Raw genomic sequence first — 21,950 nt, 5'->3', positions numbered from 1 at the left:
CTATCCTGCTGTATAGTGAGCTACCTCATGCCTAAGGACTTTGGTAGCCCTGTATCCCAGATGGTCAATGGCAGCCAATTTTTATATTTGACTCTTGATAAATAGATCCACGCAGTAGGGGTTTAGCAATGCTCAATAGCAACATTCTTGAGGATGGTCATCGGACCTTGGGCTTTAAGAATCTCCATTTCTGCTGCGTTTTTCACTAGCAGGGCACCGGCGAATCCTAATGAATTCACTGAGATAGACTGAAAATGTTCCTGCGATCGCGGTACGATTAACATCCATTCTCGTGTCACTAGCAGATTGTAAGCACCACATTGCTTGGCATCTAAACCCACAGCATTTAGCAAAGTCCGATAAACTTCTAGTGTTGCTTGTCCCCCTGTCAATGGCGACTGCACCCAATTGGAATTTAAGGGTGCGAAAGCGTGTACAAAAGGAAGTTTTACTGAAGTTCCGTTCGAGTTCTGAAATTGTGCTGATGTTAGCAGAGGTTCAATAGGTATCTGCGACCCTGAAGGTGCAAGTGGTAGGGGAACTAATTGTAAGTGCTTGTGTCGCTGACTAGCACCTGCGCTTTTGCCACTGTTATAAAATGCTAAACCATCAAAATCAGCCAAACACGCCCACATAGCCGTAAAATCTTCCAGAGTGAGTAAGCTTTCCTGCTCCTCGAAAGTACGGGTGATAATTAGCAGATGATAATCAACGACGTTAAATTTATTTAAAATACATAGGTGGGTATGGGAGATATCCGCCACAAATAAATCCTCTTCGTAGGGCAAGAAAGGATTAAACTCTTCACCAGAGGTAGCAGATTGTTTTTCCTGTTTCTCCTTGGCGGCTTTTTTGCGATTCAGGTTAGACAAAATCCGCACTAAAAAGCGCACGTTATCCTGTTCGACAAATTCAAATTCTGTCGGGATCGATAGCAACGCCCCACATTGAAAAGCATGTTCAGTCTGTTTTTTGACACTTGTCCATAAAGTCCCAGGCTGAAGTAAGATTTTACCCTGTGTCATTTTATTCCTTCAGACATGGATGAAACACGCAATCTCTGCGGCTCTAGTAACGACTATATTCCAATACAGTTCAGTTAAGGTGGGATTTGATAGATAAAATACCAAACCTTTCACAATAGCGCAATACTTCTGCAACAAAACTGTCATAAATAATATCTACATTAGTAATACATCTAAATATCCTTCCAGACCGCAATGCAAAACCAACCTCGCGATGGAGAACACCCATCAAATAGCATTTTATCCAACACTGCTGATACCAAATACCATAATCGATCACCCTGGAAAAAGGCTGCCGCCTCTCTATCGTTGGTGCTACTGGGATCGGGTATGACATTGGCCGGTGGGTATATGGCTGGACATTCTCAGCAGGTGTCTGAAAGCGCATCTAATTTGGCAGTGAGTCGAGTAAGTGCGGCTCCTCCATTAGCAGCAGGTACAGATCCTAACTTTGTTATCCAGGTGGTGCAAAAGGTTGGGCCAGCCGTGGTGCGAATTGACTCTTCCCGAACCATAAAAACTCAGATACCAGATCAATTTAACGATCCAATTTTTCAACGCTTCTTTGGCTCTCAATTACCAGAACAACAGAATCGGGTAGAACGGGGTACTGGTTCAGGTTTTATTATTAGTGCTGATGGTCGTATTCTCACCAACGCCCACGTAGTCGATGGTGCTGATACGGTGACAGTAACACTCAAGGATGGGCGTAGCTTTAAAGGTAAAGTGTTAGGAAAAGACGACTTGACCGATGTTGCTGTTGTCAAGATTCAGGCAGACAACTTACCGTTAGTGGCCTTGGGTAACTCAGATAAATTGCAACCGGGAGAATGGGCGATCGCGATCGGCAACCCCCTTGGACTAGATAATACAGTAACTACCGGAATCATCAGTGCTACCGGACGCAGTAGCAATCAAATCGGCGCTCCCGATAAGCGAGTAGAGTATATTCAAACCGACGCAGCGATTAATCCCGGTAACTCCGGCGGTCCCCTGCTAAATTACCGTGGCGAGGTAATTGCCATGAATACAGCTATTATCCAAGGGGCACAAGGATTAGGTTTTGCTATTCCCATCAACACAGCACAACGCATTTCCAGTCAACTAATCGCTACAGGCAAAGTAGAACATCCTTATCTGGGAATTCAGATGGTGGGGTTAACGCCTCAGCTAAAACAAACTATCAACTCAGATCCTAATAGTGGTTTGAGTGTGGATGAAGATAAAGGTGTATTAGTTGTGAAAGTTGTCCCCAATTCACCAGCTGCTAAAGCCGGGATACGTGCTGGTGATGTAATCCAAAAGCTTGGTGGTCAAGCAGTCACAGATGCCAGCAGTGTCCAAAAGGTAGTAGAAAGTAGCCAAGTCGGGGGCGATTTACGTATGGAATTACGTCGCAATGGTCAGAATCTTGACATAGCTGTGCGACCTGGTGCTTTCCCCACACAAGTACAATAAGCGTTCTATTCAGCCGTTTTGAGCGATTTTTGAGTAGCAAATGAGTAGTCTTAAAAATCTGGGCTTCTGACCAAATACTGCGTAGGTTTTGAATCGATCCCCCCAACCCTGCTTAAAAAGGGGGGCTAAGAATGGCTTATTTTTCCCCCTTTTTAAGGGGGACTAAGGGGGATCTCTAATGACTATGCACCAAAACCTACGCAATATTGGTTTCTGACCAAATTCAAGAAAACAAAGAAAGCTCAAAATAAAGCCGTCCTGCTATTAGTAGGACGGCTTTAAATACTTTTCACGGGATCTGCTCTTATTGGGCATGGGGCATTGGGTATTGGTTATTAACGCTCTTCTATGACTCTGGAGAGAGAATAATCCAGGCGATTAGAAATCGCGGCTACACAAACTCTCGTCCGCCTGCGCGGACTAAGGTCAAAATAGGGTTTCAAATTTAATCTGACCAGAGTAATAAAAGAGCGTTAATTCTTCTGCCACTGCTTCCCCTGCTTCCCCACTCCTCATTACCCCTTATCCCCAGAGGGGACGCCACCTTCCCCACTCAATAGGGATTTGAATCAATCCGTCCCCTCTTGACACTCCTGAGATAGTACCCAGAAGTTGGTCGGTTTTTAAGATTAAAGGTGTCGCCACTGCGAACTTTCCAAATTTTGTAATTGGAAAAGGTCAAAGGCGTTCGGGGTTCGCATACTTCCGGCAGATGATTTCCAAGTACAAAGTATGCCGCACCCCTACCCATAACTTTTACCAAACCGTTTTTATCCACAAGAACCGATGTACTTTCACTTACTGCTATACCTAAAACACTACTAGATACACCATCCTTAATTTGACGGGCAATAAAAGTCATAATTCGACCCATTCTTTCCCGCCTGTCAAAGTGTGTATCTACGATAGTTCCCTTCAAATTACTCCAATTGAAAAAGTTGTAAGTAAAAGTAATGTCCCGGTAAGGATCTTCTAGTGCATCTCTAGTTTCAATGCCTTTTTCGGAAGAAGCACAAGCATCGTAAACATACTCACTTTGGATCATTGCACCGGCGCTAGTGCCACCAATCCCACCTCCCTTAAGGTAAACTGACTTAACGGCAGTTTCCAGCTTGGTATCTTTCCAGTTGCGGATGTATTGACATTGGTCGCCACCAGCAAAGAAAATCACATCAGCATTTCTGACTTTTTCAAAAATATCGGCTTTGTTTGCCTCTTGTCTATTGCTAACCAAAAGAGTTTCCACAGTGTTTACGCCCTTCATGGCATAAATTAGCCGATTGTAATCGTGATTACCATTAGTGCGGATAACTACAACATTAACTTTAGTGCCGGAGTTCGTACTTCCCCTAACTTGGTTAATCATCCACTGGATAGCATCATCGACATCGGGACCACCCCCACCTAAGCTCAGGACTGGACCTGCTAAGGTAGGACGGACATCGAAAGAAGGGGAGGGGTGGATATCAACAGTGTCGCCCAGGAAGTAGCGTTTCCAGTTTGCGATAAAACGGGTTATGAGGAAGCTTCCCATCTTCAACAACTGGATTGCTGTACTCTTCAAGCGCCATGCTACGTTTGGGAATGCCTTTGTCATACTAAGCTTTCTGGAGCAAACTGCAATTATTGCTAGGCTGTTACGCATTTTAATTGCTTATTTATTCGTGAAATTTGTCCTTTGTCATTAGTCATTTATCGGTCGTCTTTTGTAAATAATCAATAACAAATGACAGTCTTAACGAAAAATATGCAATTGAGACGCGCATTAGCTTAACTGTGGCACTTTAGTGGGTAAAATTTCCAGCGTACAGGGCTTGTACTGTTTTTTAACGCAAATTAACTGGGAACGCCGATTAAATTATCCAAGTTCAAATAAAATTTTTACCAGGCAATTTGCGATCGCTCTTGGACAACTTGCTGATAAACTTGCTCTGTTTGCTTGGCTAATTTCGGCCAGCTAAAGCGCCGCTCTAAATCCTCGTAAGCGTTATCCACCAGCCATTGCCGATAACCTGGATTTTTCAACACTTCTAAAATTCCCCAAGCTAAAGAATCGGGATTGTTCACCCAAGTGACAACACCTGTTTTGGTATGTTGCACCACTTCCGGAAATCCACCCGTATCAGAAACTACTACAGGGACACGAGAAGCAAAGCTTTCTAAAGCCACAATCCCAAAGGGTTCGTAAAGACTAGGAAAAACAGCACAGTCAGCGACAGTTTGGAATTTATCTAAGTAATCATCAGAGAGAAAACCTGTAAAATAGCAATGATGCCAAATTCCTAAATCCCAGGCTTGGCGTTTCAGATGCTCAGTATTACCACCACCGACGATGACAAATTTAACATTACCTGCCATTTGGGAAAGGATCTTGGGTGCGGCATTGAGCAATATAGGTACACCTTTTTCGTAGGTCATACGACCCAGGTAGTAAACGATTTTCTCATTGTCTGTGGCAAATTGGCGGCGAAAATCCAGAGCATGAAAATCTACGTGATGCTGTTTCTTTTCAGCTCGGATACCGTTATAAATGACATCGATTTTGTCCCAAGGACTGTATAGCGCTCGTTCTACTTCTTGGCGCATATAGTCGCTACAAACGATAATCCGCCAAGCGTTGTAAGCCAGCAAGATTTCTTTGCCATTTATATAGCCCTGGATGTCTGTGTTAATACCGTTGTAGCGTCCGTATTCAGTAGCGTGAATTGTGGCAATTAGTGGTATTTTAAAATTATGCTTGAGAGCGATCGCAGCATCTCCCACTAACCAATCATGGGCATGAATTAAATCGAAGGCACCTTCCTCTAAGATCAACTTACCACCGTGATCTCCCATACTCAGGTTGAGATTTACTACCCAGTGGAAAAAGTCATTACTATGTGCCACTGGCACTCGATGTATTTTTACTCCTTCAACCACCTCATACATCGAAGCCTGACCAAACTCTGCTGTAATTAGGTGGACTTCATGCCCTAGCGTTACCAATTCCGGGTATAACTCCGCTACGTGCCGCGCAATTCCTCCAACAATTCTTGGTGGAAACTCCCAACTCAGTACCAATATCTTCATCTACTAGACTCCCCGACACTTTACAAATATCTAAATAACTAAATAACTACATTTACCTAAAAATACAAGTCTGGCGAATGCAGTGAGTACTTTTACTAAAATTTTTAGATTTTTTAACAGTGATTTTGTTAAAGCTTATCAAAGGTTATCAACTGTAGGCTAGGGATAGAAGTTAAGGTATAATTAGTTACTCTTGATTGGTCATTAATCATTTAGTCATTCGGACAATTTAGCGCCCGTTTTGCAACTCAGGCTCTAAAAACAAAGAAGTTTTGACTCCCCCTTCCCTTGTAGGGAAGGGGGCTGGGGGGTTAGGTCTTTTATCTTTTTTCTCTCTTGAGATGTCGCCGCAACCAGCCAATCGTTTCTGAGGATTAAATTAGCTTTGATCCAAGCGCAGTACAGCCATAAAAGCTTCCTGGGGTACGTCCACCGTACCTACAGATTTCATCCGCTTTTTACCTTTGGCTTGCTTCTGTAAAAGTTTCTTCTTCCGGCTGATGTCACCACCGTAGCACTTGGCTAACACATCTTTCCGCAAGGCGGGGATGTGTTCGCTGGCGATCACTTTACTACCAATAGATGCCTGAATTGGCACTTTGAATTGATGGCGAGGAATTAGCTCTTTGAGTTTTTCTGCCATTGCCCGCCCGACGTTGTAAGCTTTATCTCGATGGACAATCATCGCCAAAGAATCCACCGGATCGCCGTTAATCATGATATCTAGCTTCACCAGAGGATTTTCACGGTAGCCGATGATGTGATATTCCATACTGGCGTAACCGCGCGATCGCGATTTCATCTGATCAAAAAAGTCAGTTACAACTTCCGCCAAGGGTAGCTCATAGGTAAGTGTGGTTCGTCCTTGGGCAAGATATTTCATATCTTTGAAGATACCACGGCGATTTTGTGACAACTCCATCAAAGCGCCAACATAAGTTTCCGGCGTAATCATCTCTACTTTGACATAGGGTTCTTCAATTCTTTCGCGATCGTTGGGAGAAGGTAAGCGGCTGGGATTATCGATATACAGTTCCTCACCTTTCAGGGTGATCACCTTATAAACCACCGAGGGGGCTGTAATGATCAAATCTAGGTTATACTCTCGCTCTAGGCGTTCCTGAACTATTTCCATGTGCAGCAAACCCAAAAACCCACAACGGAAGCCAAACCCCATCGCGCTGGAAGTTTCTGGTTCGTAGTGTAGCGCTGCATCGTTGAGTTCAAGCTTTTCTAAGGCTTCCCGCAAATCTTCAAATTGATCGGCATCAATGGGGAACATCCCACAAAAAACCATCGGGTTAGCTTCTGCGTAACCTGGTAAAGGTGTCTCCGCTTTTGCCTTACTGAGGGTAATTGTATCTCCTACCCGTGCATCAGCTACAGCTCTAATTGCCGCTCCCAAATAGCCTACTTCGCCAGCGTGCAGTTCTTCAACTTGCTTTTGAGTCGGAGAAAGAACGCCTAACTCATCAATTTCAAATTCTTTACCAGATGCCATTAAATGGATGCGATCGCCTTTTTTGACTGTGCCATCCATCACCCGGAAATACACAATTACTCCCCGGTAACTATCGTAATAGCTATCAAAAATTAACGCTCGTAAGCGTTCATTCACCGTATTAGGCGGTGGTGGTATCCGCTCAACAACCGCTTCTAAAATCTCATCAATACCAATTCCTTCTTTGGCAGACGCCAGAATCGCACCACTGCAATCTAGACCGATAATTTCTTCAATTTCGCCAATTACCCGCTCTGGTTCTGCTCCAGGCAAATCAATTTTATTCAAAACCGGGATAATTTCTAGGTTACTCTCTAACGCTAAATATACATTTGCTAAAGTTTGCGCTTCCACACCTTGGGACGCATCTACTACCAATAGCGCTCCTTCACAAGCAACAAGAGAGCGCGAGACTTCATACGAAAAATCCACATGACCCGGAGTATCAATTAAATTCAGCACATACTGCTGACCATCTTTGGCTGTGTAATTCATCCGGGCAGCTTGCAGCTTAATCGTAATGCCGCGCTCCCGTTCCAGATCCATGTTGTCGAGAAACTGTTCCTTCATCTGTCGGTCTTCAACAGTACCAGTAGCTTGTAGCAAGCGATCGGCGAGGGTTGATTTCCCGTGGTCGATGTGAGCAATAATACAAAAATTGCGAATGCGAACTGCGGGAACGTCAGTCATATACTATCTTTGCCTTAGCAGCAACCAAAGTTAAAAGAGCAATTTACTTAATGTATTTTAATGCTTTCTTAGCCAAGACGCTGCTTGCTTTTAATAGGGACTAGGGACTGGGGAGTGGGGACTAGGGACTGGGGACTAGGGACTGGGGACTGGGGAACTGGGGAACTGGGGAAGAGTTTTCATAACCCAATTCGCAATTCCCAATCCCTAATACCCAGTACCCAGTACCCAATCCCCAATCCCCAATCCCCAATCCCCATCTTTAACTTTCGATCTCAATAGGTGGACTTTTAAGAATATTATGAAAGTCTATTTGTCGCTGCAAGTATTCAACAGCTAGGAGCGTACAATAAATGTAAATAAGTACATGTAGGGATCATGTAGGGATCATGGGCAATTACGACCTCTAATTACCCATAATCACTGATTTAGCGACAAAACCTCTAGAGCCATTGTCTAGTTAGTTATATGAAAAATGCGATTTGAAACTTAAAGCTGTTACTTTGGTGCTATTTCGGGGAAGTATGTAAATATGCCCTTGAAGTTTTTTTCAGTGAACTAGCCCAGATGAATATAACTACTTTACAAAACTTTAGACAAAACCAATTCACAGAATTCAGAGTATATAAATCTATGAATATGCAAGAGAAAACTACCGAAGCGGAAAACACACAAACCGATAAGGTAGAAATTGCTGTCCGCTTAGACTCCGAGTTATTAGAGCAAATTCAGCATCTCACTAATGACCCAAGTAAAGTGATTGAGGTGGCGATTCGCCAGTGGTTACGCGGTGAAATCCTCAGAGATGATGAGTTGACGCGCACCCCTGTACGTACCCCTGTCCCTCCTCGGGGTGAATGGAACGATTGACGCTATCTGTGAGCTGTCAATGCAAGTTCAAAAAAGTAACGTTTGACAATTTGGATTTCAGAACACGAAGAATTAACAAATAAAACACAAAAAAGCTGTAAAAATTTATGTGTAAATTTGAGCGGCTTTAGTAAAATTACGGTCGGACACCCTTTGTCTATCCAACTCAATTAATGACTATTACTGCCAATTCCCAATTGACGAATGTATTTTCCCAAAAGCTGGAATCTATTACCAGTAAGACTGATGGCTCATTACCAACTCTAGGAGCCGAGTTGGTGTATATGCAAGATGGGGCAGGGTGCTATCTGACCTTTTATTGGCAGTACAGCGAACTCCTGGGGTTAAATACTGAAAAAATAGTTGATGAACTGAACCAGACCCAAACCTTTGCCCCGGTGGATAAGGTTACTTATTTGGAACGATTGCACCGAATTTTGACAAGTTTGGTGCCAGAAAGGTTTCAGTGTTGGTTTAGTTACCACCAGGAATTATTTGAGTTGGACTTAGTAATTAGTCCGATTATGCCAAGTTTGGGAACCAGTGCCACTACAGTTTTAGTGATGGGACGTTTAGTGCAAGCGACACTCAACAAAAAACAAGTGCGTGTAGCATCAAAAACGCCCACACAAATAGAGTTGGCAATCAGATCGCAGCAACACCAAAAACTGGTAAATCGCATTACCAGAAATATTCGCCGGACATTGGATTTAGATATTATTTGGCAGCAAACAGTTGACAGTTTGGGCAAAGCACTGCGGCTAGAGCGCTGCGTTATTTGTCGTCCCGATCAACCCTGTAGCTCAAAAGTGAAAGTGATGGCTGAGTATCATCAGCCAGAACTGAAATCAGTGCTTGGCTCAGACATAGATATAGCTTCTGAGCCTGCCTTTGCTCAAGCCTTGGCAACCCTACAACCAGTTGTAATGGAAGTGCCTGGATATATGGGGTCTGGACGGGAGAAAACTTTGGTAGTTGCGACTTGCTATCAAGACCAAGCCAATGGATTGATTGCCTTGAATTGGCAGGATGAATGCTACACATTAACAGAATCGGAATTAGAACTGGCAAAAGAAGCAGCAGATCAGTTGGGAACTGCGATCGCTCATGCTACTTTATATAAAGAATTAGAAGCAGCGCGTCAAAAAGCCGAAGAAGCTTCCCGTCTCAAAAGCGAGTTTCTGGCTAATGTATCCCATGAAATTCGTACCCCCCTCAATGGCATGATTGGCTTCTTGAAGCTGATTTTGGAAGGGATGGCAGATGACCCAGAAGAACAAAACCAATTTTTGGCAGAAGCTCACAACTTATCGATACATCTGCTGAATATCATCAACGACATTTTGGACATTGCCAAAATCGAAGCTGGCAAAATGGAGCTAGCTTACGCTCCAGTCAAGCTCAATGAGCTATTCAGTGCTGTAGAAAGTTTCATGCGTCCCCAAGCAGAAACGAAAAACCTCAGCTTTCGGATGCAAATGCCTGCTACCTCTGATGAAATCATTGTCCAAAGCAACTACCAAGGCTTGCTACAAGTTATGCTCAATTTGCTAGGTAATGCCATCAAATTTACCCATGAGGGCGGTGTCACCGTCAGCGCCGATTTAGTACTCAAAAAAGCGAAGCCGAACTTTCAAGGTCAGGAATTTCCGGGAATGGTGAAAGTACGTGTGGCAGACACTGGTATAGGTGTTTCTTTAGATAAACAAGATAAACTGTTTCAATTATTTTCTCAGGTGGATGGCTCCCGCACTCGTCAGTACGGCGGTACAGGTTTAGGACTAGCAATATCCCAGAAGCTAGTAGAGGCAATGGGCGGCGAGGTACATTTTTATAGTCTGGGTGAAGGACTTGGCTCAACAGTCACATTTACAGTGCCACTATATCAACAACCAGTCATGCTTTTATCTGGCGATAGCGACTCAACAAACAGTACGGAGTTAGGAGTTAGGAGTTAGGCGTTCAATCGAAGGATTTTAGATTTAGATTTTTCCTTTAATAACTAAATTGGACATTGGAGACTGGGAAAAATTCTGTTTCTGGCCCACAGAGTTGTATAATTATAGATTCGGTTAAAGAAGAAAACATAAAAAACGCCTAAATGTTGGCTTTTGCTCTGCTCTACTCAACCTACGAAAAATTGATATTTAATTAACCTCTTTTTACGGATATGTACTTACGAGCGTTAAATCCTGCCTTTAGTCGGACTGCAAAGCCGAACCTAAAGGCTAGAGTGAAGTAGGAGGCTCACACGAAAACTTTGTTTAGTTAATCTAATATCAAGTTGCTCAAACCAGTAGCGGTTTAGTCAAAAGTCATTAAAAACTGACATCTGACAATCTAGCGGCAATTAGATTTAGGATCGATTTAACAAAGCTGGAAAATAAAATTTTGGATAATGGTTAATGAGTAACGGCGCGTCTGGCACAGGAATGATTATTATTCAATGCCCAATGCCCAATGCCCAATGCCCCATTCCCAATGCCCGTCACTAACTTAGCAGGTCTAAAACTATGGAACTTACAATTGACAACGTTGAAACAGTCTTAGATGAAATGCGCCCTTATCTCATGTCTGATGGCGGCAATGTGGAACTCGTAGAACTTGATGGGCCTGTGGTAAAACTGCGGTTGCAAGGTGCTTGTGGTTCCTGCCCCAGTTCGGCAATGACCCTGAGAATGGGTATTGAGCGCCGCCTGAAGGAAATGATTCCCGAAATTGCAGAAATTGAGCAAGTCGTGTAAAAGTTAGGAGTTAGGAGTTAGGAGTTATGAGTTTTGAATCAACTCCTAACTCCTCATTCTTAACTCCTAACTATTTCTATGTCCCATCCTCTGTACATTGCTTTTATCTGGCATCAACATCAGCCACTGTACAAATCTCCTGGTAGTGAGGTTTCGCTATCTTCGAGTCAGCACTACCGTCTACCTTGGGTGCGTTTGCATGGGACTAAAGATTATTTGGATTTGGTATTGCTCTTAGAGCGCTATCCTAAGTTACACCAAACGGTGAATTTAGTTCCATCGCTGATATTGCAACTGGAAGATTATGTTGCTGGCACTGCTTTTGACCCTTATCTCACAGCCAGCTTGACACCAGATGAACAACTCACCCAGCAACAGCGTGAGTTTATTATCCAACACTTTTTCGATGCCAATCACCATACCCTGATTGACCCTCATCCCCGCTATTCTGAGTTATATCAGCAAAGGCAGGAAAAAGGACAAGCTTGGTGTTTGGCAAATTGGGAACTGCCAGATTATGGAGATTTGCTAGCTTGGCACAATTTGGCTTGGATCGATCCGTTGTTTTGGGATGACCCGGAAATTGCTACTTGGTTAAAACAGGGTCGAAATTTTACTTTAAGCGATCGCCAGCGCATTTATTCCAAACAGCGAGAAATCCTCAGCCGGATTATCCCCCAACATCGAAAAATGCAGGAGGCGGGGCAGTTAGAAGTTACCACTACGCCTTACACTCACCCGATTTTGCCCTTATTAGCTGATACTAACTCTGGGCGGGTAGCTGTGCCCAATATGACGCTACCTAACCAGAGATTTCAGTGGGCAGAAGACATTCCCCGTCACTTGCGGAAAGCTTGGAACTTTTATCAAGACCGCTTTGGACAGATCCCTCGTGGTTTATGGCCTTCGGAACAGTCAGTTAGTCCGGCGGTACTTCCACACATTATTAACCAAGGCTTTAAGTGGATATGCTCAGATGAAGCCGTGTTAGGGTGGACGCTAAAACACTTTTTTCATCGGGATGGGGCAGGGAATGTACAGCAACCAGAATTGTTGTACCAACCATATCGCCTGCAAACCGCAGAGGGTGATTTGTCAATTGTGTTTCGTGACCACAGATTATCAGATTTGATTGGCTTTACTTATAGTGCGATGCCAGCAAAAAAGGCAGCAGCAGACTTAGTGGGTCATTTGCAAGCGATCGCTAAAATGCAAAGAGATAGTCAAAGCGAGCAACCTTGGCTAGTTACCATTGCCTTAGATGGCGAGAATTGCTGGGAATTTTATCCCGAAGATGGCAAACCCTTTTTAGAAGCTTTGTATCAAAGTTTGAGCGATGAACCCCGCCTTAAACTCGTCACCGTCTCCGAATTTCTGGAAGAATTCCCCGCCACGGCCACCATTCCTGGAGGGCAACTACATAGTGGTTCTTGGGTGGATGGCAGTTTCACCACCTGGATCGGCGATCGCGCCAAAAATCGTGCTTGGGATTACTTGACAGAAGCCAGGAATCTGTTGGCAAGTCATCCCGAAGCGACGGAAGAAAACAACCCAGAAGCATGGGAAGCATTGTATGCCGCAGAGGGTTCAGACTGGTTTTGGTGGTTTGGTGCAGGACACTCCTCAAATCAAGATGCCATTTTTGACCAGTTATTTCGAGAACACCTGTTTGGGATTTATAAGGCATTAAACGAACCTATACCGCCCTATCTCAAGCAACCAGTGGAGATCCACGAAGCACAGACAAACCAAACCCCACAAGGATTTATTCATCCCGTCATTGATGGTAAGGGTGACGAGCAAGATTGGGACAAAGCTGGACGCATAGAAATTGGTGGGGCGCGGGGAACGATGCACAATAGCAGTGTCATCCAGCGACTTTGGTATGGGGTGGATCACCTGAATTTCTATTTGCGGCTGGACTTTAAAAGTGGTGCTGCACCAGGACAGGATTTGCCAACAGAGTTAAATTTGCTGTGGTTTTATCCAGAAAAAACAATGGTTAATAGCCCAGTTCCCTTGGCAGATGTACCAGATACAGCCCCAATGAATTATCTTTTCCACCATCTTCTTGAAGTTAATTTACTGACACAATCGATTCAGTTTCGGGAAGCTGGAGACAATTATCAATGGCATCCCCGTTTCAGTCGCGCTCAAGTAGCTTTAAATAATTGTTTAGAGTTGGCAGTACCGTGGGCAGATTTGCAAGTTCCGCCAGATTATCCCCTACGTCTGATTTTGGTGCTTGCAGATGAAGGGCGTTTTTGCAACTACTTGCCAGAAAATGCTTTGATTCCGATTGAGGTGCCTTAGAACTTAATATTTTTGGGGTTATACCATTTCACGAAATACCTATTAGGGGCGTATAGATGTACGCCCCTCAAGCCGATTTATCTGTTGCAAAGATTTTTGAAAAGCACATAATAGTTGTAGGGTTAAAGAGCATTGCTCATTGGTGTAAACTTAAGCTCAAACTCCTTTAAAACATCGTTTCCAGCCAGCGAAATTTGTAGAAATTACGGGCAGTTCTACATCGAAAATGGGTGTATTGTTAAAATCCAAATAATTTTAAGTTAAGATTCATACCAAACTCCTATGAGAGAAACTGTCCTAGAGGTTCGCAATATACAAGTTGAATTTCCCAGTGATGGCAATAGCGTCAGAGCTTTAGATGGTATTTCCTTTGCGCTGCATCGAGGTGAGACTCTAGGAATAGTAGGAGAATCGGGGAGTGGTAAATCAGTGACAGCACTAGCTGTGATGGGTTTGTTGCAAACTCCCGGTATAGTGACTGGCGGTGAAATCTGGTTTCGCCCGCAGGAGAATGGTAACGCCATTGATTTGGTAAAATTGCCTCCTGAGCAAATGCAGTTACATCGGGGTGGCGACATCGCCATGATTTTTCAAGAACCGATGAGTTCGCTCAATCCGGTTTATAACATCGGGTTTCAGCTAACAGAAGCAATTATGCGCCATCAAAATGTGTCAGCAGCCCAAGCACGACAAATTGCGATCGCAGGTTTACAAGAAGTAAAGCTTCTAGCTAGCGATGAAGAGATCCAGCAGCAGTATATCGAAACTTGGGATCAAACCAACAGCAATTCCTCGAAACTAGATGCATCAAAGTTGCCACAGTTGGTTAAAGAACACAAAGAAGCCATGCTAGAACGTTACCCCCATCAGCTTTCTGGGGGTCAGTTGCAACGGGTGATGATTGCAATGGCAATTTCTTGCAACCCATTAATCTTAATTGCCGATGAACCAACCACAGCTTTGGATGTGACGGTACAAGCCACAATTTTAGAGTTAATTCGAGAATTACAACAAAGTCGTGATATGGCAATGATTTTCATCACCCACGACTTGGGGCTAATTTCGGAAATTGCTGACGAAGTAGCCGTGATGTATAAAGGCAAAGTTGTCGAATCTGGTGCTTCTCGGCAAATTTTCAGCAATCCCCAGCATCCATATACTAAGGGTTTGATCGCTTGTCGTCCCTCACTTGACCACCGTCCCCAAAAATTACTCACCGTTTCCGACTACATGAGTGTAGAAGAGACACCAACGGGACAAGTAATAATTCAGGCGAAAGAACCCGCACAACCCATAGAAGTCACCACTGAAGAGATTGCTGCAAGATTGGCAAACTTTAATGAATTGGAACCCCTGTTGCAAATCAGCAATCTGAAAGTTGGTTTTCCAGTGCGCGGGGTATTTGGTGGAACAAAACGCTACAATATGGCTGTTAATGGCGTTTCCTTTGATGTCAAACCAGGAGAAACACTAGGTTTAGTGGGAGAATCTGGTTGTGGTAAAACCACCCTTGGCAGAACCTTGTTGCGATTAATTGAACCGATGAGTGGTCAGATTATCTTTGAGAAACAAGATATTACTAGCCTCAAAGGAGAAGCGTTGCAAAAACTGCGGCGAGAAATGCAAATAGTCTTCCAAAACCCTTTCAGTTCACTAGATCCACGAATGAAGGTTGGGGACGCGGTGATGGAACCGTTGTTAATTCACGCTGTTGGTAAGACCAAGCAACAACGACACCAGCGAGTAGTTGAACTTTTAGAACGGGTAGGGTTGAGTGCAGATGCGATTAACCGCTATCCTCATCAGTTTTCTGGTGGTCAACGCCAACGGATTTGTATAGCCCGTTCTCTGGCATTAAATCCTAAGTTTATCATCTGCGATGAATCAGTTTCAGCGCTGGATGTTTCAGTACAGGCGCAGGTATTAAATCTCCTCAAAGAGTTACAGTCAGAGTTTCAGCTTACTTATATTTTTATTTCTCACGATTTAAGTGTGGTTAAATTTATGAGCGATCGCATTTTAGTTATGAATCGCGGTCAAATTGTTGAACAAGGGACAGCTGAAAGCATTTACCTGGAACCCAAAGAGGAATACACGCAAAAATTAATTGCTGCAATTCCTACTGGTAGTGCCGAACGTGTGCGAAGTCGGCATCTGAGGGCTTTATAGAAACAGAATTCAGGAGTCAGAATTCAGCATTAATTCTGTACAAGACATCTGGGAAAATTAATTCTGCGTTGCTCGAAATCCTTGGTAGGGAGAATTCATGAATTGTCCCTACGTCATTTTCACTCCTATGTCTATAGGACTTACGCAAAAGCTCTCTGAAACTCCTATTCCTTTGTGTCCTTTGCGTCCTTTGCGGTTCGTTTTTTCATGATTTTGCGTAAGTCCTGGTCTATTTATTTGTCTTTATTCTGACTCCTGTTAGCGATAGCGGGGCGTTTAGCCCATTCTGACTTCTGAATTCTTCTTTAACAGATATTTGTACAAACAAAGTTAATTACATCTGCAAGTCCAGACTGAGTTTTTAAATTAGTAAAAATAAAAGGTTTCTCGCCGCGCATTTTTTTTGCGTCTCGTTCCATCACACTTAAATCTGCACCAACATAGGGTGCTAAGTCAGTTTTGTTAATCACCAACAAATCAGACTTAGTAATGCCGGGACCACCTTTGCGGGGAATTTTATCACCTGCTGCAACATCAATGACGTAAATAGTTAAATCTACTAATTCGGGACTAAAAGTAGCAGCCAAATTATCGCCGCCACTTTCCAAAAAGACTAAATTCAAATCAATAAAACGTTCTTCTAATTGTTCAATTGCTGCCAAATTCATCGAAGCATCTTCGCGGATGGCAGTGTGAGGACAACCACCAGTTTCGACACCCAAAATGCGATCGCTAGCCAACGCCTGAGAACGCACTAAAAACTGAGCATCCTCCTGAGTATAAATATCATTCGTCACCACCGCAATCTGATATTGCTCACGCAACCCCTTACACAAAGCATCCACCAAAGCCGTCTTCCCCGAACCCACCGGGCCAGCAACCCCCACTCTAAATGCATTCATAAGTCATACCATTTTGGATTTTGGATTTTAGATTTTAGATTGTAGATTGTAGATTGTAGATTGTAGATTGTAGATTGTTCAATCCAAAATCCAAAATTTAAAATCTAAAATTCTTTTGCCCCTAACTCCTAAACAACCTTGTATACTGCGTTTCATGCTGCATACTCGCCAGTGACAAACCCCAACTACAACAGACGAGTTGATCATCCTCCAACGCGAGAATTTCTAATGCCGCAGTACTAAATAATGGTTGCAAATCTAGCAATAACTGCTGTCCTGCTGTTTGTCCAAGGGGAATAAGTTTCACACCAGCAGTAATCAAATTACTTGCCCAACTATGCAGATATCCCAGTAATGCGGCTTTAATGCTGATTTGCCAATGGGCAATAGCAATCCCAAAAGCGATCGCATAATTGCAAGGATTACCGATAGAATTGACAATAGGCAGAATCTGTGCATCTAGTTTACCAAGTAATTGGATGAGCGATCGCCCCATCTGCCAACTAGAGGCGCGTAATTCTTCTGTTTCCCTAGCAGCCGATAACCACAGATTCCAACGGCATAGCGAATCAACATCACCTATTTTTACTGCTTGCTGCGATCGTACCATCACCGCCGCCTCTAACCGAATTGCCCCGTAGAGCAACTCTGCTTCTAGCCAATGTTTGAGATGTATCTGGTTAGCGATCGTACCATTTTCTACCAACATTTCTAAGCCTTCAGAATAACTATATGCTCCCACAGGTAAAGCGGGGCTAGCCAGTTGTAAAATACTCAAAAGATGGCTATCACTGAGCATGATGGTGTTGTCCATAAGCTCCCAGTTCTGGCTGAAACGGTAAAATTTCCTCTTGAACTTCTAACCCCAATTGTTCCAACATCGTGCGTAAAACTGAATCTGAGGACAAACGTAAATAAGTGGGAGTAATTTCCACAGGTATATGGCGATTTCCTAGATGGTACGCCGCCCGTAATAATAATAGTGGAGCTTGGGCAAAGGCAGTCAGCACTAGTTCTGGTTTGGCAGTAATTCTGATTAAACTGCTATGGGTTTCTTCTTGCAGAATATCGCCATCGTGTAAGACAGTTCCTCTAGGTAAATGTAAAAACACAACCTTACCATCTACTTCAAAGCGATGACGACTGCGGGTGCGTTCTTCTGCTGTCAGCGCCAGAGTCAAAGTCACCGTGGCATCTTGATTAGGTGGTTTAAGTTGGGTAAATGTCAGCATCCAAAGTTTCGCCTGAACTTCCACTTTTCATTAAAGCAGTTGGATCTGTATTAAATCATGCTCTCTTGCCAGTAAACTAGTTTCACCTCATCATCTTTGGGGATTTAGGGAAGCATCCCAAAGTATTTGCTACCGAGCAGAGGACTTTTAAAACATCCTCTTAGCCTACACTACTTGAAAACTAAAGCTAAGACTTGCCCAATTATTCACATCCAATATATATGACTCGACTGCTGTGCCGTTCATCTCCGTTTTGAGGGGGCTAGCATTATGTATATCTTGTAGCAAGGCTTGTGCAACTTCTAAGGAATTCAACAATGGGCTAATCGGCCCTTCTTCGGCTGTGGAATACTTAGCAGTGTTCAAGGCGGCGAGAGTTCCGCTAAAGGGGGCGGTACTAAAAATCAGTTGGTGTTCGCACTCAGAAGCTGGCCCGGAAATTACCCATTGGGAAACAGCATTAGTTTGGGGGAAGGTGAGGGTTTCACCTGGAGCGATGACGACTTCTTTCAGCAGGGGCTTGGTGTCGGCAGTATTTGGTTCTTGAGGGGTTTCCCAAGGGTAGAAGGCGATCGCTGTATGATTATTGTTTAATCCCACCAAGATTAAATATACTGGGCGATCGCTCTGGTTTTCCACTCGATATTGCATTCGACTACCGATAGGCACTATGGGAGTGGGGAGGGATTTTTTGATCGAAGTTTCAGTTTTGGAAGTTCGGACTGTTTCGCGCTGCATGACGACGTGAGGCGATACGTCACTAATTATTTCTAAGGTTACTTTGAGAGCCAAGCCAGAAGAACCTTGATTTTCTGTGAGTCGCCATAACTTGGCTGCTAACAAAGTTGATAATTTTGGCGCTAACCTTTGCACTGTTAATTTTACTGCTTCTCCTACTTCACCCGTGGTATTGGGAATTAGCTCGCCACCAAGAGAAAATACACCATAACGACTAGGAATTTCTTGTAGCTTACCAAATAGATAATCTGCTGGTTTTTCTCCTGCTACTACGGTGGACATCCGGGAAAATCCCGCAAAGGCACTTGTGGCGTCTACCCGCTCAATTCTTTCTAATCCAGTATCCAAAGCTATTGTTAAATTAACATTTCGGGGTAAAACCCGGACTGCTTCTTGGACGAGTTGCCCAACTTGTAGGGAATTTGCACCTTCAATTTTGGCAATTTGCGCTTTTGCTGTTAACCCAGTCCGCGATCGCAATACTAATTCTTCTCTTGTTGCCAGCGTCAATCGAGAATTAACTCCATAGTATAGCAGCACTTGTGGGGGTAATCCTGCCAACCACAGATGGACTGTTTTGCCGTCATCTTCAATAGCTGTCACCACCCCTTCTGCACCAATGGTGCTGTCTGGAAAAGCCAAGGCGAAACCTAACCCCCCAGCCCCCTTCCCTAGTAGGGAAGGGGGAGAATTCAAAGGCTCTCTCATCTGAGGAGAGAGGTTTTCCAGATGTTGATTTTTCTGACTACTTAATAACACTGGCTGCTGTTTACTACCCAATTTCCATAGAGAATTTTCAACATGGGAAAGGGCGACTTGAATTGTCGTGGCTGGGGTGAATTCCCACAAATACTGTGTCAATGCGTAGGTAAATAACCCGGCACTAAAACCAGAAAAGAGTCCTTCTCTCGCCAACTGCTTGGGATTTGAGGTAGCTGCTAAGACGACAGGATTGTTGAGTAACTCCTGAGTTTTAAGTTGTTGGAAAAAGTCGAGTTCCTCAGCTGCTAACTTTGCTTCTACTGATTCCTGAAGGGTGCGACTTTTTAATCCTAATATTGGGCTTGGCGGATAATAACTAGTATCCAATACTGCTGTTACTCGGTTTGTGGGGAGCGATCGCAATAATAACAGCAGAGTTTCTTCTAATATATAGTTGACTATTTGCTTATTTTGTGGATATTTACTTCCATTAGCTGGCACCAGAGCATTTTGCATTGTCTCTGATGATGTTTCCAATTTGACACGACTGCCATAGCCGCTAAAGTGGAAGACTACCACATCATCGGCTTTAGCTTGCTTGCCCAGGTGATCTAAAAAAGCTGCCTCAATGAATTCCCTGCTAGCTTGTTCTTCAGTTAAAGTCAAGATATCTGAAGCTTGGAAACCAAAGCGATAAATCAAAAGTTCTTTTTGTAATTCCACATCCGTCAGGCAACCACTGAGGGCGGGAATTTGTGGGTATTGGTTAATACCTATTAGCAATGCCAATTTACGCGTACTTGGTTCTGCCAAAGCATAGTAATAGCGATTTCCCAAAGTTAACCAATCAGCTTCAGTTACCCCCAATACTGCGAGTATTGAGCCAATTCTGTGTAAAAACGTGCGCCGTTTCATAATTAGCTATTAGTTTTCAGCCCATCAGCTAGCAGCTTACAGGGCTGAACTCTGTAGTGTAAAGTTAGAGATGGTCTTTGCTTGATCAAAGTGTGGGGAGTTAGGAGTTGAGAGATGAGGGAGATGAGGGAGATGAGGGAGAAATAACCAATGCTCAATACTTCTCTACGAGAGGCTGCGCCAAGGACTTCTCTACGAGACGCTACGCGAACGCGGTAGTTGAGCGTAGTCGAAACTCAGTACAGGTGCCCAATCCCCAATACTTCGGCTTACCTCGGCTTCGCCCTTCGGCTACGCTCGGACAGGCTCGGCACAAGTCGCGGTAGTTGAGCGTAGTCGAAACTCAGTACAAGTCCCCAATCCCCAATCCCCTAAACCGATACTTCTATCCGCATTGCCCGCGCTAACTCTGCCGCCACCTCTGGACGGGAAAATTCTGGTGGGGGTAATTCACCGCGCCGCAGCATTTCCCTAACTTTTGTCCCAGATAGGTGAATGCGTTCTTCTGGCTTGCTGGGACTGGTTTTAGATGTTGCCATCTGCTTAGTACGCATACAGTAAAAAGCGTGTTCAAATTTCATCGGCACAATGCCCAATTCACTTGGTGCAAACTCTTCAAAGATATACTGAGCATCGTAAGTGCCGTAATAGTCACCAACGCCAGCATGATCCCGTCCGACGATAAAGTGAGTACAGCCGTAGTTTTTGCGGACTAAAGCATGGAATATGGCTTCACGAGGTCCCGCATAGCGCATGGCGGCGGGATTTATTGCCAAAGTTACCCTGTCTAAGGGGTAGTAGTGTTCCAGCAAAATTTCATAGCAGCGCATCCGCACGTCAGCAGCAATATCATCTTCTTTTGTCGCCCCGACTAATGGGTGCAAAAATAGACCATCAACGATTTCTAAAGCGCACTTTTGAATATATTCATGGGCGCGGTGGATGGGATTACGAGTTTGAAAGCCAACGATGGTTTTCCAACCCTTGTCTTGAAATAGTTGCCGTGAAGCAACTGGGTCAATTTGGTAAGTGGGAAACTGGGGATGAGGTTCGCGTTCCAGTAGCCAAATATCACCCGCCAGATGTACAGTACCTTGGTTATAGAGTACCTGGACGCCGGGATGATTAACATCATCAGTGCGGTAGACTTTTATTGCTTCGCGGGTTTTGTCGTAGTTATATTTTTGGGTGAGTTGCAAAACTCCGATAAATTCACCTCTGGAATTATCCAGACGGATTAAGTCGCCTTCTTTCAGGGGAGAAGCTACTTCTTCGCTGACCGATAGTGTAATGGGGATTGACCACACAAGACCGTTAGCTAGTCGCATTTCTGTCACAGTGCGATCGTAGTCTTCCTGGTTCATGAAACCCGTCAACGGGCTAAAAGCACCGATCGCAATCATTTCTACATCAGAAACGGCGCGATCGTCAAGTTGCACTCGCGGCAAAAACTCGGCTTTTGAGAGAAACTCTGCCCTTTGTTCTGGTGTGGCGATACGGTTAACCAACTGTCCACCGTGGGGAGCTATAGCATCTGGATTTTGACTCAATGTAATCCCCTCTCTGCTTTTACTGTTATTGTTTCAGATTATGTACTAACTTACCAAATGCTGGTATAGCGG

At 44.0% G+C, this 21,950-nt stretch carries 15 protein-coding genes; 6 read left to right on the top strand and 9 right to left on the bottom strand.

From position 1 onward, the window contains the following. Window positions 1-122 precede the first annotated feature (122 nt). Window positions 123-1,025, bottom strand: coding sequence for an ATP adenylyltransferase family protein (locus V7K50_RS00465; RefSeq protein WP_334956200.1), 903 nt, complete (start codon window positions 1,023-1,025; stop codon window positions 123-125). A 195-nt stretch (window positions 1,026-1,220) separates the two neighbouring features. On the opposite strand from V7K50_RS00465, the gene V7K50_RS00460 reads away from it, so the two are divergent. Continuing rightward, entirely contained in the window at window positions 1,221-2,483 is a 1,263-nt protein-coding gene (locus V7K50_RS00460; RefSeq protein WP_334956198.1) for an HhoA/HhoB/HtrA family serine endopeptidase, read from the top strand. A 553-nt stretch (window positions 2,484-3,036) separates the two neighbouring features. On the opposite strand, the gene V7K50_RS00455 is transcribed toward V7K50_RS00460, so the two are convergent. The 3 genes from V7K50_RS00455 to lepA all read right to left on the bottom strand — a co-directional run bounded on the left by V7K50_RS00455 (window position 3,037) and on the right by lepA (window position 7,743). After that, window positions 3,037-4,080 (bottom strand): cyanophycinase, encoded by a 1,044-nt coding sequence (locus tag V7K50_RS00455; RefSeq protein WP_334956196.1) that lies wholly within the window; start codon window positions 4,078-4,080, stop codon window positions 3,037-3,039. A gap of 284 nt (window positions 4,081-4,364) precedes the next feature. Then, window positions 4,365-5,552 (bottom strand): glycosyltransferase family 4 protein, encoded by a 1,188-nt coding sequence (locus tag V7K50_RS00450; RefSeq protein WP_334956194.1) that lies wholly within the window; start codon window positions 5,550-5,552, stop codon window positions 4,365-4,367. Window positions 5,553-5,931: 379 nt separating this feature from the next. Next, a complete protein-coding gene (gene lepA / locus V7K50_RS00445; RefSeq protein WP_334956192.1) occupies window positions 5,932-7,743 on the bottom strand; it encodes a translation elongation factor 4 in 1,812 nt (603 codons plus the stop codon). 633 nt (window positions 7,744-8,376) lie between these two features. On the opposite strand from lepA, the gene V7K50_RS00440 reads away from it, so the two are divergent. The 5 genes from V7K50_RS00440 (at window position 8,377) to V7K50_RS00420 (ending at window position 15,839) form a co-directional block, all read left to right on the top strand. Then, the gene (locus V7K50_RS00440; RefSeq protein WP_334956190.1) at window positions 8,377-8,613 is read left to right on the top strand and encodes a hypothetical protein; all 237 of its coding nucleotides are present in this window, start codon (window positions 8,377-8,379) and stop codon (window positions 8,611-8,613) included. Window positions 8,614-8,786: 173 nt separating this feature from the next. Further along, entirely contained in the window at window positions 8,787-10,571 is a 1,785-nt protein-coding gene (locus tag V7K50_RS00435) for an ATP-binding protein (RefSeq protein WP_334956188.1), read from the top strand. 555 nt (window positions 10,572-11,126) lie between these two features. Next, window positions 11,127-11,357: a NifU family protein gene (locus V7K50_RS00430; RefSeq protein ID WP_012408256.1), complete on the top strand. Its 231-nt coding sequence runs from the start codon at window positions 11,127-11,129 to the stop codon at window positions 11,355-11,357. Window positions 11,358-11,435: 78 nt separating this feature from the next. Next, the gene (locus V7K50_RS00425; protein ID WP_334956186.1) at window positions 11,436-13,670 is read left to right on the top strand and encodes a glycoside hydrolase; all 2,235 of its coding nucleotides are present in this window, start codon (window positions 11,436-11,438) and stop codon (window positions 13,668-13,670) included. Between the two features lie 282 nt (window positions 13,671-13,952). Next, window positions 13,953-15,839, top strand: a complete 1,887-nt coding sequence (locus tag V7K50_RS00420; RefSeq protein ID WP_334956184.1) for an ABC transporter ATP-binding protein — start codon at window positions 13,953-13,955, stop codon at window positions 15,837-15,839. Between the two features lie 305 nt (window positions 15,840-16,144). Here V7K50_RS00420 and ureG read toward each other — a convergent pair whose 3' ends face one another. From ureG to sat, 5 genes are all read right to left on the bottom strand, one after another. Next, the gene (ureG, locus tag V7K50_RS00415; RefSeq protein ID WP_334956182.1) at window positions 16,145-16,741 is read right to left on the bottom strand and encodes an urease accessory protein UreG; all 597 of its coding nucleotides are present in this window, start codon (window positions 16,739-16,741) and stop codon (window positions 16,145-16,147) included. Between the two features lie 121 nt (window positions 16,742-16,862). Further along, on the bottom strand, window positions 16,863-17,555 hold the full coding sequence (locus tag V7K50_RS00410) for an urease accessory protein UreF (RefSeq protein ID WP_334956180.1): 693 nt from the start codon (window positions 17,553-17,555) through the stop codon (window positions 16,863-16,865). Further along, entirely contained in the window at window positions 17,530-17,973 is a 444-nt protein-coding gene (ureE, locus tag V7K50_RS00405; RefSeq protein WP_334956268.1) for an urease accessory protein UreE, read from the bottom strand. Before ureE ends, V7K50_RS00410 begins: the two co-directional genes overlap by 26 nt. A 165-nt stretch (window positions 17,974-18,138) precedes the next feature. Further along, entirely contained in the window at window positions 18,139-20,328 is a 2,190-nt protein-coding gene (locus V7K50_RS00400; RefSeq protein WP_334956178.1) for a caspase family protein, read from the bottom strand. Window positions 20,329-20,699: 371 nt separating this feature from the next. Continuing rightward, window positions 20,700-21,878 carry a sulfate adenylyltransferase gene (sat, locus tag V7K50_RS00395; RefSeq protein WP_334956176.1) on the bottom strand — a complete coding sequence of 393 codons (1,179 nt, stop codon included), beginning with the start codon at window positions 21,876-21,878 and terminating at the stop codon, window positions 20,700-20,702. Window positions 21,879-21,950 lie beyond the last annotated feature (72 nt).

It is taken from the genome of Nostoc sp. (genome assembly GCF_036917135.1).
Classification (GTDB): domain Bacteria; phylum Cyanobacteriota; class Cyanobacteriia; order Cyanobacteriales; family Nostocaceae; genus Nostoc.
The sequence above is the reverse complement of the archived record's forward strand: the minus strand, read 5'-3'. Positions and strand labels throughout refer to the sequence as shown.

Excerpts from the sequence above, each read along its gene's own strand:
- V7K50_RS00450 (WP_334956194.1), bottom strand. The coding sequence starts at position 5,552 with ATGAAGATATTGGTACTGAGTTGGGAGTTTCCACCAAGAATTGTTGGA.
- ureG (WP_334956182.1), bottom strand. The coding sequence starts at position 16,741 with ATGAATGCATTTAGAGTGGGGGTTGCTGGCCCGGTGGGTTCGGGGAAG.
- V7K50_RS00430 (WP_012408256.1), top strand. The coding sequence starts at position 11,127 with ATGGAACTTACAATTGACAACGTTGAAACAGTCTTAGATGAAATGCGC.
- V7K50_RS00460 (WP_334956198.1), top strand. The coding sequence starts at position 1,221 with ATGCAAAACCAACCTCGCGATGGAGAACACCCATCAAATAGCATTTTA.
- lepA (WP_334956192.1), bottom strand. The coding sequence starts at position 7,743 with ATGACTGACGTTCCCGCAGTTCGCATTCGCAATTTTTGTATTATTGCT.
- V7K50_RS00435 (WP_334956188.1), top strand. The coding sequence starts at position 8,787 with ATGACTATTACTGCCAATTCCCAATTGACGAATGTATTTTCCCAAAAG.
- V7K50_RS00425 (WP_334956186.1), top strand. The coding sequence starts at position 11,436 with ATGTCCCATCCTCTGTACATTGCTTTTATCTGGCATCAACATCAGCCA.
- ureE (WP_334956268.1), bottom strand. The coding sequence starts at position 17,973 with ATGCTGACATTTACCCAACTTAAACCACCTAATCAAGATGCCACGGTG.
- V7K50_RS00400 (WP_334956178.1), bottom strand. The coding sequence starts at position 20,328 with ATGAAACGGCGCACGTTTTTACACAGAATTGGCTCAATACTCGCAGTA.
- V7K50_RS00440 (WP_334956190.1), top strand. The coding sequence starts at position 8,377 with ATGAATATGCAAGAGAAAACTACCGAAGCGGAAAACACACAAACCGAT.
- V7K50_RS00465 (WP_334956200.1), bottom strand. The coding sequence starts at position 1,025 with ATGACACAGGGTAAAATCTTACTTCAGCCTGGGACTTTATGGACAAGT.
- V7K50_RS00455 (WP_334956196.1), bottom strand. The coding sequence starts at position 4,080 with ATGACAAAGGCATTCCCAAACGTAGCATGGCGCTTGAAGAGTACAGCA.
- V7K50_RS00420 (WP_334956184.1), top strand. The coding sequence starts at position 13,953 with ATGAGAGAAACTGTCCTAGAGGTTCGCAATATACAAGTTGAATTTCCC.
- V7K50_RS00410 (WP_334956180.1), bottom strand. The coding sequence starts at position 17,555 with ATGGACAACACCATCATGCTCAGTGATAGCCATCTTTTGAGTATTTTA.